The sequence below is a fragment of the Mucilaginibacter sp. NFX135 genome (assembly GCF_048565145.1).
GTDB lineage: Bacteria > Bacteroidota > Bacteroidia > Sphingobacteriales > Sphingobacteriaceae > Mucilaginibacter.
The window spans coordinates 3,381,860-3,396,749 of sequence record NZ_CP183412.1; the positions used below are offsets into that span (position 1 = coordinate 3,381,860).

Annotated in this window: 12 protein-coding genes; 5 read left to right on the forward strand and 7 right to left on the reverse strand. The window is 41.0% G+C overall.

Translation table 11 applies throughout. The features are described from left to right. Nucleotide 1 precedes the first annotated feature (1 nt). Nucleotides 2-1,384 (forward strand): ethanolamine ammonia-lyase subunit EutB, encoded by a 1,383-nt coding sequence (locus ACNURT_RS14255; protein WP_419698242.1) that lies wholly within the window; start codon nucleotides 2-4, stop codon nucleotides 1,382-1,384. Nucleotide 1,385: 1 nt separating this feature from the next. Further along, nucleotides 1,386-2,141, forward strand: coding sequence for an ethanolamine ammonia-lyase subunit EutC (gene eutC / locus ACNURT_RS14260; RefSeq protein WP_419698243.1), 756 nt, complete (start codon nucleotides 1,386-1,388; stop codon nucleotides 2,139-2,141). Nucleotides 2,142-2,247: 106 nt separating this feature from the next. Here eutC and ACNURT_RS14265 read toward each other — a convergent pair whose 3' ends face one another. The 7 genes from ACNURT_RS14265 to ACNURT_RS14295 form a co-directional block, all read right to left on the reverse strand. Further along, the gene (locus ACNURT_RS14265; RefSeq protein ID WP_419698244.1) at nucleotides 2,248-2,769 is read right to left on the reverse strand and encodes a DUF4251 domain-containing protein; all 522 of its coding nucleotides are present in this window, start codon (nucleotides 2,767-2,769) and stop codon (nucleotides 2,248-2,250) included. Nucleotides 2,770-2,916: 147 nt separating this feature from the next. Then, on the reverse strand, nucleotides 2,917-3,528 hold the full coding sequence (locus ACNURT_RS14270; RefSeq protein WP_419698245.1) for a YdeI/OmpD-associated family protein: 612 nt from the start codon (nucleotides 3,526-3,528) through the stop codon (nucleotides 2,917-2,919). 143 nt (nucleotides 3,529-3,671) lie between these two features. Further along, nucleotides 3,672-5,555 carry a molecular chaperone HtpG gene (gene htpG, locus ACNURT_RS14275; RefSeq protein WP_419698246.1) on the reverse strand — a complete coding sequence of 628 codons (1,884 nt, stop codon included), beginning with the start codon at nucleotides 5,553-5,555 and terminating at the stop codon, nucleotides 3,672-3,674. 368 nt (nucleotides 5,556-5,923) lie between these two features. Continuing rightward, nucleotides 5,924-6,478 (reverse strand): NADPH-dependent FMN reductase, encoded by a 555-nt coding sequence (locus tag ACNURT_RS14280; RefSeq protein ID WP_419698247.1) that lies wholly within the window; start codon nucleotides 6,476-6,478, stop codon nucleotides 5,924-5,926. Further along, the gene (locus tag ACNURT_RS14285) at nucleotides 6,479-6,829 is read right to left on the reverse strand and encodes a hypothetical protein (protein ID WP_370995589.1); all 351 of its coding nucleotides are present in this window, start codon (nucleotides 6,827-6,829) and stop codon (nucleotides 6,479-6,481) included. Between the two features lie 195 nt (nucleotides 6,830-7,024). Continuing rightward, nucleotides 7,025-8,374 (reverse strand): sensor histidine kinase, encoded by a 1,350-nt coding sequence (locus tag ACNURT_RS14290; protein WP_419698248.1) that lies wholly within the window; start codon nucleotides 8,372-8,374, stop codon nucleotides 7,025-7,027. Then, nucleotides 8,364-9,719, reverse strand: a complete 1,356-nt coding sequence (locus ACNURT_RS14295) for a sigma-54-dependent transcriptional regulator (protein ID WP_419698249.1) — start codon at nucleotides 9,717-9,719, stop codon at nucleotides 8,364-8,366. Before ACNURT_RS14295 ends, ACNURT_RS14290 begins: the two co-directional genes overlap by 11 nt. Before the next feature lie 340 nt (nucleotides 9,720-10,059). Here ACNURT_RS14295 and ACNURT_RS14300 point away from each other — a divergent pair, with 340 nt between their 5' ends. From ACNURT_RS14300 to ACNURT_RS14310, 3 genes are all read left to right on the forward strand, one after another. Beyond that, nucleotides 10,060-11,313, forward strand: coding sequence for an efflux RND transporter periplasmic adaptor subunit (locus tag ACNURT_RS14300; protein ID WP_370995586.1), 1,254 nt, complete (start codon nucleotides 10,060-10,062; stop codon nucleotides 11,311-11,313). Nucleotides 11,314-11,504: 191 nt separating this feature from the next. Beyond that, nucleotides 11,505-12,182 (forward strand): ABC transporter ATP-binding protein, encoded by a 678-nt coding sequence (locus ACNURT_RS14305; RefSeq protein ID WP_076373372.1) that lies wholly within the window; start codon nucleotides 11,505-11,507, stop codon nucleotides 12,180-12,182. A 212-nt stretch (nucleotides 12,183-12,394) separates the two neighbouring features. Next, on the forward strand, nucleotides 12,395-14,824 hold the full coding sequence (locus tag ACNURT_RS14310; protein ID WP_419698250.1) for an ABC transporter permease: 2,430 nt from the start codon (nucleotides 12,395-12,397) through the stop codon (nucleotides 14,822-14,824). The last annotated feature ends 66 nt before the right edge of the window (nucleotides 14,825-14,890 follow it).

A 14,890-nucleotide genomic window follows, 5' to 3' on the forward strand; every position in this document is an offset into this window, starting at 1 on the left:
AATGAGCGCTTACAAGCACACCATACGTCATAAAGTATATAAGTTTCCTGACCTGAAAACTTTGCTGGGTAAGGCCTCTCCGTACAGATCTGGCGATGAGTTGGCTGGTGTGACTGCCGAAAGTTATGAAGAGCGTGTGGCAGCCCAGATAACCCTGGCTGATGTACCTTTAAAAACTTTCCTGAACGAGGCCGTGATACCTTATGAGCAGGATGAAATAACCAGGTTGATTATTGATAGTCATGATACCACAAGCTTTAGCCCGATAAGCCATTTAACCGTCGGCGAGCTGCGTGATTGGCTATTGAGTGATGAAACAGATACGGTTACCTTAACTCGTATAGCGGCAGGTATTACCCCCGAAATGGCAGCAGCGGTGTCCAAATTAATGAGTAATCAGGATTTAATTGCAACAGGTAAAAAATGTGAGGTGATCACTCGTTTTCGGAATACTATCGGTTTAAAAGGGCATTTCAGTACCCGATTGCAACCTAATCATCCAACCGATGATCCAAAAGGGGTGGCAGCCAGTATTATTGATGGTTTATTACATTGCAGCGGTGATGCCTGTATCGGTATCAACCCGGCTACGGATAGTCCCGCGGCGGTAAATAATCTGTTAAACCTAATGGATAACATTCGTTATCAGTTTGATATACCCACACAAACCTGTGTGTTGAGCCATATTACAACCACTTTGCAACTGATTAATAAAGGCGCTCCCGTTGATCTCTGTTTCCAATCCATAGCAGGGACGGAGCAAGCTAATACCAGTTTTGGCGTTAACCTGAGTTTACTTGAAGAGGCATATCAGGCCACTTTATCTTTAAACCGGGGAACCATAGGTCATAACGTAATGTATTTTGAAACCGGGCAGGGTAGCGCTTTATCCGCCAATGCCAATTTCGGGGTAGATCAGCAAACATGCGAGGTACGGGCCTATGCAGTTGCCCGTAAGTTTAAACCATTGCTGGTGAATACCGTAGTTGGCTTTATCGGACCAGAATATTTATATGATGGCAAGCAAATTATTAGGGCAGCTTTAGAAGATCATTTTTGCGGAAAGCTGCTTGGTTTACCTATGGGTGTAGATGTTTGCTATACTAACCATACCCAGGCAGATCAGGACGATATGGACAACCTGCTTACATTATTAGGCGTAGCAAACTGTAATTTTATTATGGGGATCCCCGGAGCCGATGATATTATGCTTAATTATCAGTCCACATCATTCCATGATGCGCTTTACTTACGCAAGGTACTTAGCATGAAACCCGCACCAGAGTTTGAAAAATGGCTCATCAAACAAGGAATAGCTGATGGCAAAGGAAATATGCTGCCCCTGAGTCAATCACATGGATTATTGGATGCTATGATCAAGTAAGATGAAAAGGAACATCCCTCAGGAGATACTATCTTTAAAGGCGCTGCAGGAGTTTACTCCGGCACGGATAGCTATCGGACGGGTAGGTACCAGCATCCCTTTAAAACAATCACTGGCATTTAAGTTGGCCCATGCTCACGCTCGCGATGCGGTATATTCTGAATTGGATATCAGTAATTTAACGGATTTACTTAAATTAAGAGGGTTAGCTGTTTTGCATTTGCAAAGCAGGGTTGGTTACCGCGAACAGTACCTGCAAAGGCCGGATTTGGGGCGTAGGTTAAGTGAAGAATCTATTGATCTGCTGCAGGGATATCATACCGAAACAGATATTGCGATTATTATAGTTGATGGTTTATCAGCAACTGCGGTCAATAAAAATTCTCTGGGGTTATTAGATGTACTTATTCCGCAATTAACTGCAGCGGGATTTAAACTGGCGCCCATTAGCCTGGTTGAACAAGGACGTGTAGCTATTGGTGATGACATTGGGCACGGATTAAACGCAAGGTTATCACTGATACTTATAGGTGAACGGCCAGGGTTAAGCTCGGCAGATAGCCTCGGCGTTTATCTTACCTACGGCCCAAAACCTGGTCTTACGGACGAAGCCCGTAATTGCGTATCCAACATCAGGCCTGGCGGTTTATCCTACACTAAAGCGGCCAAAAAAATATTTTATCTTATTTCTGAAGCTTTTAAGCGAAAATCATCTGGTGTAATGCTTAAAGATAACGCTGGATTACTGGAAAGCTGAGGAATCAAAAGCTAAGGCTTAAAGCCCAAAGCTTTTGATTATATGGTATATTCAACTTGCTCTCTTTATATACTTAACACAGTGTGTTAAGCTTTCCGCTTTTAGCTTATTTTACTCGCTTTTCGATAGTTCCGTTAAAAGAAATCGGATCACGGTTACTGCTGGTTACCTGTAGCGATGCATAACCATCGGCAGAAATATCAAGTCTTAAGGTTTGCACATCGCGCCAGTCACTGATGTTTTTGTCCTTGCCGGTTGGTTTTATAATAACGCTCCAACCACCTTTTTTACCGGCTTTTGATGTATAGGTAAAGTGGGTGTTGGTAAACTTAATACCGCCTTCGGTGGGGTTATATGGAGCGGTATAAGCTCTGCCAAAATAGGGCAAAAACGCGGCGATGGTATCCTTGGATACCGTCAGGTCATAATCGGAGGTTAACGACCGGCCTGCACCCCTCATAGGCGTCACGTAATTGGCTTTAAATACATAGTTTTGTGCCTCGACCATATTTTTTATAGCCAGAGCACGGGCAGCTTTTCTGTCTTTAGAAGTGCTTTGTGCATTAGCTGCATTGATACCTATAAAAGCCAGCAAAAGCAATGCTGCTATATTCTTTAACAATTTCATAATTAAGTGTTTATTGGTTAGACAATAAAGTGATACTCTGGTTTAATTACTACTAAAGTTAAACATTATTTAAAAGAAAAACCACCCGTTTTTGGTGGATGGCTTAATACAAATTTAATGAGTTGATTTACTTTTTACTAAATTAACTTACTTCTCGTATTGCCAAAATCTGCCTTTTCCTTCGGCTATCCATTCCATAGATTGTTCTATCCTTTTTTGCCTTGTAGCTTCTGTTTTCGCATCGGTTATCCAAACTAAGTAGTCTTTACGAAATGAGGCGGATTTACTTTCAAAAATTTCTTTTGCTAAAGGATTAGCCGTGAGCTTTTCACTAAAATAATCAGGTACTTCAATTACTTTTGGCTTTTCAGATACAGGCTTTGCTTTTTTTACCCCATTTTCATTTAAAGCCATAGCTTCTTTGATATAAGCTATTAATGTTTCCTTCGCCGGCAGGTCAGATAAAGATTTTAGTTTGTCCATATATCCCATCTTTTGTCCCGCTTTTACGCTCTCTATTATCTTTGTATCACTCATTAGTTCCGCTTTGTAAAGGCTAAATGAGCAATGATTTTTATAGCCCGCAAGGATACACATCATATCACCTTTGTAATCAAAATGCGGGTTGCCCCATTTAATGATTTCTTCAACTTTCGGGCATGTTTCATGAATTATTTGACGCAAATACTCCATGATCGGCTTTGCGAAATCTGCAGATTTTTCGATGTACTCATCAAATTGAGGGTTGAATTTTGACATTTAAGCGTGTTTTTATAGGCTGATTTATAACTATTTACAACAAATCTAAAATAATTTAAGTAAAAAGCCACCCGTTCTATATACGAGTGGCTTGGTTTTAATCGAATAATTTTTAATATTTTAACTTATTGATATACAGAATATTATATTAAATTAACGCTGCGGTTAACAAATTCTGTAAGTTCAGCACCGGTCAATAAGCCTTGAGAAAGCAGGGCCAGATCAAATGCCTGTTTTGATAATTGAGCCTGGGTATCTTCGTTTTCTTCCTGTAATATACGGTTGATCAGTTTATGGTTTCCATTCACAATTACCTTGTAGTTATCGGGCATATTGCCATAAAAACTCATACCACCTCCCATAGCTGCCATATCTTTCATGCGGCGCATAAATTCGTCCATAGTAACAGTTACAGGCAGCTCATTTGGGTTAAGGCTCTCAATTTGAACGTTGTATGCCGGTTTGTTGATGGCTTTGTTAAAGATGTCTTTTACTTTAGTTGCCTGTTCTTCGGTCAAAACGGTTTCCGGGGCATCATCTTTTTTGATCAGTTTATCAGCCACATCAGCGTCAACGCGCTTCAGTGATGTTTTCTCCAGCTTTTGCTCCAACTGACTGATAAAGTGATTATCAATAGGAGAGTTCATCACCAGTACATCGTAACCCTTTTTACCAGCAGATTGGATAAAGGCATCCTGTTTTGCCGGATCATTGGTGTAAATGTAAACCAATTGACCATCCTTGTCAGTTTGAACAGCTTCAACTTTGTCTTTATATTCAGGCAGGGTGAAGTTTTCGTTTTTGGTATTGGTAACCAAAACAAAGTCTTTAGCTTTATCATAAAACTTGTCTTCGCTTACCATACCGTATTTTACGAACAAACCAATGTCTGTCCACTTTTCTTCGTAAGCTTTACGATCGGTTTTAAATAGTTCTGACAATTTATCAGCTACTTTCTTGGTGATGTAGCTATTGATCTTTTTAACATTACTATCGGCCTGTAAAAAGCTGCGGGATACGTTAAGCGGAATGTCTGGTGAATCGATAACACCATGCAGCAACATCAGGAACTCAGGTACAATATCTTTTACCTCATCGGTAATAAATACCTGGCGGCTGAATAATTTGATCTTATTTTTTTGGATCTCAAAGTCGTTTTTCAGCTTAGGAAAGTACAATACACCAGTCAGGTTGAACGGATAATCTACATTCAGATGGATCCAGAACAACGGGTCTTCGCTGAAAGGGTAAAGTGTTTTGTAGAAGTTAAGATAGTCTTCGTCTTTTAATTCTGATGGTGCTTTTGTCCAGATGGGGTTGGTATCATTGATGATGTTATCATGCTGAACATCAATGTATTTTGGTTTGCCTTCTTCGTCAACACCATCTTCTTCACGGTCGGTTTTTGTACCAAATTTAATGGGTACAGGTAAAAACTTACAGTATTTGTCAAGGATTTCCTGAAGCTTGTGTTCATTCAAAAACTCTTCAGATTCACTGTTGATATACAGCGTGATCTCGGTACCACGTTCTTCCAGCACACCTTCGCCAATTTCAAATTCGGTACTGCCATCACAAACCCAGTAAGCAGGTTCGGCGCCGTCCTGGTATGAAAGTGTCTGAATTTCAACCTTATCAGCTACCATAAAGGCCGAATAGAAGCCTAAACCAAAACGACCAATGATCTCATTGGCATCTTTAGCTTCTTTGAATTTCTCCATAAACTCGGTAGCGCCGGAGAAAGCGATCTGGTTGATATATTTCTTGATCTCTTCGGCGGTCATACCCAGGCCGTTATCAGAAATGGTGATAGTTTTTTTGTCGGCATCAAATGCCACTTCAACGCGAAGGTCGCCCAGTTCGCCATTGTACTGGCCAAGGGAAGCCAGGCGTTTGATCTTTTGGGTAGCATCTACCGCGTTTGATACCAGTTCGCGCAGAAATATCTCATTATCAGAGTAAAGGAATTTCTTAATGATCGGAAAAATGTTCTCGGTGTGAATCGAAATGCTGCCTTTTTCTTGCATAATATTTTGTATGATTGATTTAATATGATTTTCGGTCTGTAACCATCAATGCCTGTTCCAAAGGGTAGGATGTTGTCAAATTGGCAGTAAAGTTTTTTGAAATGGGTTTTGGATAACCGTTGAAATTTTAAATCGGAGGACTTTTTAAACCTGAAATTTAACACTTTTCAGTATTAAAACAGGGTAAAAACGCCTCAAAAACCGTCAAAAACCAACTTAAAACCATCGATTTTAACACTTTTTAACAAATTTTTGAATGGTTTTGAAAAGTTTAAAAAGTATTAAGATATTATTGCCAAATAACTAATACCAACCGATCGGTTTTTGTCCTTATTTGATACGAATTTCCAGGGCATCACCAAACGCCTTTAAATGCTTATATGGTAAATGGTTTTTAAGAATGTTTCCACCAGCTTATTTAAATCTTTAAGCGTTTCCTGATGAATGATCAGGCCTTCTGTGTTTATTTTAGAGCGGATGAAGGGAATAAGTAGCGTCGCACCATCTATAACGTGACTGTTTAACGCACCCAATGTAAGCAGGAGAGAGGCATGGGCGTGTTCGCCGCCTAAGGAGGCGGTGATAAGCGCTACCGGTTTTTCGACCAATGAACTGCTGGATACCAGCCAATCCAGCATATTTTTGAGCTGACCGGGTACACCAAAGGCATATTCAGGTGTGCAAATGATTAGGCCATCAACAGTCGCTAAAAGCTCACGTAATCTAATTACAGTCTCCGGAGGAGTATCGTTATCTAAACCCGGATCAAAGGGCGGTATCAGCGCCAGTTCATCGTATATGGTATAATTAATATCAACAGGAATTTGCGTAGCCAGATATTTCAGGATTTGGTGGTTAGATGAACCGGAGCGCAGGCTGCCTGAAATGGCGAGGATATTTTTAAGCTTGTGATCTTCTATCATTTAATAATTGCGTTTTATCTTTCCTAAAGCTTGAATAATTTCTCTGATCAGACCCTTGTATCCGCCGATCTCCATACTGCTGAATTTTATTTTATCACCGTTTGTGAGCTGTATGGTTGTCTTTTTACCTGTATATATGCCCGTTGTCCTAAAATTCTGTGATATCTCAACCGGATCATCAGATTGACGTATGGATGTGATTCGGATAAGCGGAATGCTTTTATGGAGAAATAAAAGTGGCTTGCGGATAATCAGTTCGCTATTGGTTAAGATGATAATTTTGATGTTTAGCAACATCCATAAACTGGTTATTGCAAAAAATAAAAATACACTTACTATAACAAATAACATGATATTTTTAGTTTTCTGATCACCGTTAGATAACCATTTCGCGCTTAACAAATAGCAAGTGATTGAACTAAAAAACACAAGCCCGATCACGCCGATATAAATGACGGCGTATCCCGGCTTGGATTTGAAGATGTAATCTGAATGATTAGTTTGATCCATAAAACAAAAGTTCCCCCTTCAGGGGGTTAGGGGGATCTACGGTATAAACTGCAAAATAAACGACGATCCCTTGCCCTCGGTTGATTGTACCTGTATATTGCCCTTATGTAGCAGCATGATCTGCTTGCACAGGCTAAGGCCTATACCGCTGCCCGTTTTGCGGGTACTGAAGAAAGGAATAAAGATCTTGTCGAGCAATTCGGGCGGCATACCTAAACCATTATCTGTTACTTTTACCAGGGTTTTGCTGTTGTTTTGTAACTCGCCGGATAATATCAGGCGTGGCTCTTCGCGGTCTTTTACGGCTTCAATGGCGTTCACTAACAGGTTGATCATCACCTGTTCAATCAGGTTAATATCAGCCTGTATGGCCAGGGTCGGATCCCGTAATATAATTTCCAGTTCGATATGTTTTTTCTCCAGTGTTGGACGCATCAGGCTGGCCAGGTTCTCGAACAGATCGCGCACCAGGATCTTATTCAGATCGAGCTTGGTGATCTTGTTGAGGCTGCGGTAGCTTTCGGTGAATTTAAGTAAACCCTCACTTCGTCTTTTGATGGTATCGATACCTAATTCCAGGTCCTCCAGTTCGCTGCTTTGAATGGCTTCGGTAATTTCAGGGCTTTGCAGCCGGTTTTTCAGGGTGTCGGCCAATGATGATATAGGCGCCACCGAGTTCATGATTTCGTGTGTCATTACGTTAAGCAATTTTGACCATGCCTTTGACTCGGTTTCGTCCAGGGCTTCGCTCACGTTCTGAAAAGCTATCAGCTTGTATAATATATCATCGCTACGCATAACACTGGCTGTAATGAGCATTTTTACCAGTTGTTGGTTGCGGGTAATGGTAATGATCTTACTATCACCGGGTTTTACGATGGTTAATTCATGGTACAGCGCCGGATCACGTTTTTCGAGCGAATGAACGGTTTTGAGATAGGGGATACCAATGAGATTTTTAAAGGCCTCGTTGATCCAGCTAATGTTACCGGTTTCTTCCTCAAACGACAGGATACCGGTATCAACCAGTTCCAGTATTTTTTGCAGGTAATGGTATTGTGTTTCGCGCTCCCGGCTGATAAGCTTAAAGGTAGTATTGATATCGTTAAAACCTTTGCGTAGCGGTTTAAGCTCATTCGGCGCGCGGCGAACGTCAAAATGCCGCGAAAAGTCACGATAATGAATCGATTCTACAAACTGATTTACCTCGTCCTGTGCTTTTTTCTGGAAGCGGATCATCTCAATAACCGCGTATATGATAAGCGGAATAAAAATAACCAGGTAAAGCGGCTTGCCGTTAACAATAACAAAGGCGGCGGCAACCAGGGCCAGGAACATCAGGAACACGCGCAGCAACAGCCGCCATTCATATCGGTTAAATATCATATTTGCTTAATCTGCGGTATAAAGCTGTGCGGGTTAATCCCAATTCTTTAGCAGCCCGTGTTATATTGCCATTGTGTTTTTCAATAACCCGTAGTATGGCGTTCTTTTCCAAAGTACTGAGCTGGATGTTATCATCATCGGCAACGGCTTCCGGTGCTGTTTCCAGGATCGAAAAGATAAGATCGTCTGGACGCAGAATGCTTTCGTCGGCCATGATCACCGCTCTTTCAATAGTATATTGCAACTCGCGCACGTTGCCTGGGTAATTGTATGCTTTTAATTTTTGTAAAGCCGCGGCATCAAAATCAACCGAAGGCTTAAGGTATTTGCCTGCGTAAAGTTTAGCAAAGTGCCGGGCCAGTATGGTAATATCTTCATTGCGCCGGCGTAACGGAGGCATATTGATCTCGACGGTATTGATACGGTAAATCAAATCTTTACGAAAACGGTTTTCATTAGCCAGTTCATGCATAGGCACGTTGGTAGCACAAATAAGCCTGATATCGATATCAACAGGTTTATTGGTACCCAAGCGGGTTACCTGGCGATTTTGGAGCACAGTAAGTAGTTTAGCTTGTTGCTGCAAGGTAATATTACCAATTTCATCCAGGAAAAGGGTACCGCCCTGAGCATCTTCAAACCTGCCGGTACGATCTTCCCGGGCATCGGTAAAAGCGCCTTTTTTATGACCAAAGAGCTCGCTTTCAAACAAGGTATCGGTAAGGGCGCCAACATCCACTTTTATAAAGGGTTTATCGGCACGCAGGGAGCGTTCATGTATAGCTTTAGCCATCAGGTCTTTACCAGTACCGTTTTCGCCCAGAAGCAGGATATTAGCATCGGTAGGAGCAATTTTATTCACTTTGTAAAAAATATCCTGCATCACCTCAGATTCGCCCAGGATAGAAGTATCGCCAGCAGTGCTTTTCACCGCGGTTTTGGTTGTTTTTACACCTTCTTTTTTATCTAAAAGCTCCTTTATGGTTGTAATTAGCTTTTCGTTATGCCATGGTTTAACAATAAAATCATTCGCGCCTTCTTTTAAGGAGCGTACCGCCAGGTCAATATCGCCATAGGCGGTTATCATGATCACGCATACATTGGGTTTCCAGTCCTTTACCTTACGTAACCAGTACAAGCCCTCATTGCCGGTATTAATAGCGCTGTTAAAGTTCATATCCAGCAACACCAGGTCAACCTCATTGCGTTGCAGCAGCCAGTTCAAATTTTCCGGGTTCTTTTCGGTAATCACTTCATGGGCTTCTGTTTTCAATAAAAGCTTAACAGCGGTCAGCACATCCGGGTCATCGTCAACAATTAAAATAGTAGCTTTTTTTAATATCATGTTTTTATATGGTTCATTAGTTCATTGGCTCATTAGTTCATTGGGCCCTGTACTTGTATCGACAAATATAACAGAGTATTGCTACCAATGAACTAATGAACCGGTGAACTATTGAACTAAATTGCTTAAATTTCATACCAGTTATTATAATGCAAGTATTAAACTGTAAATCAATAATGAAGGAGAATGCCAAAATCTGGCCATTGTATCATAACCGGACACTTGCTGTAACAGAAGCGTACGCTTTAATTGATTATTTTCTATTTAATATACTGAAATACAGTAATTTAATTTGTGGCATATCTTTTTGTTATGACTTATCAAAATATAATAAACTACAGTGGACAGAAAAATTGAAAAGAAGACCTGGAACAATAAACGGATACTAACAATTGCGGGCATAACGGGCATTATTTTATTAGTTGGCAGCAGTATTTATTTTACATCTGGTAAAAGTAAGCTGGATGTTGATACCGAACGAATAACCATCAGTACTATTACCAAAGGCCCTTTCCAGGAATTTATACCTGTTAATGGCGTGGTAATGCCTTTGACTACTATATATCTTGACGCATCTGAAGGCGGGGTAGTTGAACAAAAATATGTTGAAGATGGCGCTAATCTTAAAAAAGGCGATCCGATTTTAAAACTATCCAACACTGATCTGGAACTGAGCCTGGCCAACCAGGAAACCGCTGTATACGCTGAACAAACCCAAATGCAGATATCACATAACAACGCGCAGCAAAATACCATCACTAAATTAAATACCATGGCCGATGTGGAGAACGCTTATAAAGAAGCTGAAAGGGTATACAAACTGGATAAACATCTTTATGAGCAAAAAGCCATCGGTTTACAGCAATATCAATCTGATAAAAACATGTACGACTATCAGGTTAACCGCTATAGGTTAGCCAAGCAGATATTATCGCAGGATACCACGCTGGTTAAGCAACAGGCATCGCAATCACAGGAGCAATATGCACACATGAAAACCACACTTGAATTGATGCGTAAAAAAGTAGCAAGCCTTACTTTAAGGGCACCCGTTGACGGGCAGCTAACCTCTATGGATGCAGAAGTTGGACAAAATAAAAAACAAGGTGAGCATCTGGGGCAGATAGATGTGCAATCGGGATTTAAGGCAAGGGTTGATATTGATGAGCATTACCTTTCACGCGTATATACCGGCTTAAAAGGTGATTTTCAGTTTGCCGATAAAACTTATAATCTGGTAATTAAAAAAGTTTTTACTACGATAACTGCCGGCAGGTTTCAGGTTGATATGCAGTTTGTTGGTGCGGTGCCAAAAGGTATCAGGAAAGGACAAACGCTACAGGTACGACTGGCTTTAAGCGATGAGACTACTGCCGTATTACTGCCAAAGGGAGGCTTTTATCAACAAACCGGCGGTAACTGGATATTTAAAGTAAGTGAAGACGGTACAAAGGCCTATAAGGTAGATATACACCTTGACAGACAAAGCCCGGATTATTTTGTGGTAACCGATGGCCTGAAACCAGGTGATAAGGTAATTACCTCGAGCTATGAAACTTACGGCGATATACAGGAGCTGGTATTGAAAAAATAGAACCCCTCCCGGCCTCCCCTGAAGGGGAGGTGTAAAAGAGCAGTATTGATAAATAAAGTATTGGTTTGCTGCAACGAAAAGGGATGATAAAGCATCAATGTATTATAAAAGATATTTAAACTAATTAACTTAACGAAACATAAAAAAATAAATCTCTCCGCCGCGTGGTGAAGAGGATTCAGGAGGCACCAATGATAAAAATTACTAATCTTGAGAAATTCTACCGTACTGAAGAGGTAGAAACCATAGCTTTAAATAAGCTATCGATTGAAATTGCTACCGGCGAATTTGTGGCCATCATGGGCCCGTCTGGTTGCGGTAAATCAACATTGCTTAATATTTTAGGGATGCTGGATGATCCGGATGCAGGCAGTTATGTTTTCAACGATATTGAGGTAGCTCATTTTACCGAACGTAAACGTGCCGACCTGCGCAAACACAACATTGGTTTTGTATTCCAAAGCTTTAACCTGATAGATGAGCTTACCGTATTTGAAAACGTGGAGCTGCCATTGATATACACCGGTGTAGCATCGGCCGAAAGGGTAAAAAGGGTAGAAGAGGTGCTGGACAAAATGCAGATCATGCATCGCCGTAACCACTATCCGCAACAGTTATCAGGTGGTCAGCAGCAACGTGTGGCCATTGCCCGCGCGGTTGTTAATAAACCTAAACTGATACTGGCGGATGAGCCTACCGGTAACCTGGATAGCAGCAACGGTAACGATGTAATGGAACTGTTAACTGATTTGAACGAACAGGGAACTACCATTATCATGGTAACCCACTCTGAACATGATGCCCGCTATAGCCACCGTATCATCCGCTTGCTGGATGGCCAGAGCGTTATGGAAAATATTATGGTTTAAACCACCAGCTTCTCCAAAAAGAAAATAGTTTATATAAGTTAGTAAGTGCCTCGCTATCCTCTCCTCACCAGGAGGGGTTAGCTTGAGTTTTTGCTTGTTGCTATCGGGATAATCAATGTCCCTTTAAATTTAAAGAAACGTGGGATAAATAGCCGGTTTAAAAGGAGAGGAAGTGGAGTTTTATTAATTGTTAAATATTAACACTTACGTAAATGATCAGGAATTATATAAAAACAGCTTTCCGCGGCCTTCAAAAAAGCAAAGGCTTTACCACTATCAATATCCTGGGACTGGCTTTAGGACTGGCAACCTGCCTGCTCATTATATTATATGTAGCTGATGAATTAAGTTACGACCGTTATAATACCAAAGCCGACAGGATATACCGGGTAAATGAAGATCTTAAACTGGGCGATAACAGCGTACAATATGCCGTATGTATGCCACCGCTGGCCAAAACCCTGAAGGCAGAGTATCCTTATGTTGAAAATGCTGTCCGCTTAAAAAATGCCGGCAGCTGGCACGTTAAAAAAGGCAATTCCAGTATCCTGGAGAACAGATTGGCTTACGCCGATCCTTCATTGTTTGATGTTTTTACATTACCTATGATCAATGGGAGCCCGGCATCAGCCCTGGCAGAACCCAATAGCATTGTCATTACCGAGACTATAGCTAAAAAATATTTCAGCAGCACTAATGTAGTTGGCAAAACCCTGGTATTAAATGATAATACACCATTTAAAGTTACCGGCGTAATTCGTGATGTACCCAGACAATCACATTTCAATTTTGATTTCTTCTTGTCTATGTCTACCTGGGCCGATAGCCGTTCCAATGAATGGTTACGCAGCGATTATAATACCTATGTTTTATTAAAGGACCCCTCAGATGCCCAAAAACTGGAGGCCAGCTTTCCTGCATTATTAAAGAAATTCAGCGGCGCCCAAATGCAGGCACAGTTAAATATGAGTATTGATGCCTTTGAAAAAAGCGGCAGCTTTTTCAGAATGAACCTGATCCCCTTAACAGACATCCACTTAAAATCGAGCCTGAGCGGCGAGCTGGGCCCTAACGGTACTACACAGTACATCTATATATTTTCGGCAATAGCTATTTTTATTCTTTTAATAGCCTGTGTAAACTTCATGAATCTTTCTACGGCGCGTTCGTCAAACCGGGCACGTGAGGTTGGGGTACGTAAAGTTTTAGGCTCCGATCGCAAACAACTGATCGCCCAGTTTTTAACCGAATCGGTTTTAGTTACGTTTGTGGCTACCTTACTGGCATTTACCGCGGCCCTGTTTCTATTGCCGTTGTTCAACCAGCTATCCGGTAAAGAATTGGTCATTAACAGCCAATCGTTGGTATGGATAATCCCCTCGTTATTGTTCATATCCTTATTTGTTGGAGCAATTGCAGGTTCTTATCCGGCGTTTTACCTGTCGGCATTTCAACCGGTTGATGTTTTGAAAGGCAAATTAGCCGCAGGCTTTAAAGGCAGCAAGTTGAGGAGTTTCCTGGTAGTTTTTCAATTTTCGATCTCCATTTTCCTGATCATTGGTACACTGGTAATATATAATCAGTTAAAGTACATCCAAACAAAAAATTTAGGCTACAACCGTAACCAGGTGCTTATTGTTCAAAATGTTTTTGAGCTTAACAGGCAAGCCAAAACATTTAAACAAGAGGTAAAAGAAATCCCGGGGGTTATTAATGCCACCATGACGGGTTTCCTGCCCACCTCTAACTGGAAAAATACTTCGATCTACTATAAAGATGCCACGCTTGATCAGAAAAAATCATTATTCCCGCAAAGCTGGGACATTGACGAGGATTATATAAAAACGCTTGATATGAAAATGGTGGCCGGGCGTAACTTCTCCAAAGATATGCCCACAGACTCTACCGGCATTATACTTAATGAATCGGCCGCTAAATTCCTGGGTTTTAATGATACCAATAAAATTCTGTACCGAAGCCAGGGCGGCAAAAACACACTGGATAATGTAAAGCAATATCACGTGGTAGGGATAGTAAAAGATTTTAATTTTAATTCTCTGCGCGAAAGTATAAGTCCGGTGGTGATGACGCTGGGCGAAAATACAGGAGCCCTTAGTATTAAGGTGGAAACCAAAAACCTGCCAGCATTACTATCTCAGATAAAAGACAGATGGAAGGAACTATCGCCTAATGTACAGATCAATTACTCATTTATGGATCAGGAATTTGATGCCTCATACCGTACAGAACAGCGCACAGGACAGATTTTTATAGTATTTACTTCCCTGGCCATTATAATTGCCTGTTTGGGTTTATTTGGTTTGGCCGCCTATGCTGCAGAACAACGCACCAAAGAAATTGGCATAAGGAAGGTGTTAGGTGCCAGTGTATCGGCCATTGCTGGTATGCTGTCTAAAGATTTTATTAAACTGGTGTTCATTTCTATTTTAATAGCCACGCCTTTTGCCTGGTACTTTATGAATAAATGGTTTCTGCAGGGTTTTGCCTACCGGGTAAATATCCAGTGGTGGGTACTGGTTTTGGCTGGTGTGGCAGCGTTATTTATAGCGGTTATTACCGTAAGTTTTCAATCTATCAAAGCTGCAATGGCCAATCCTGTTGACAGCTTAAAGAACGAATAAGGGAATGGTAAATGGTAAATAAAGATGCCAGATAATTTAGAGTTTAAAAATTAGTATTTAGAATTT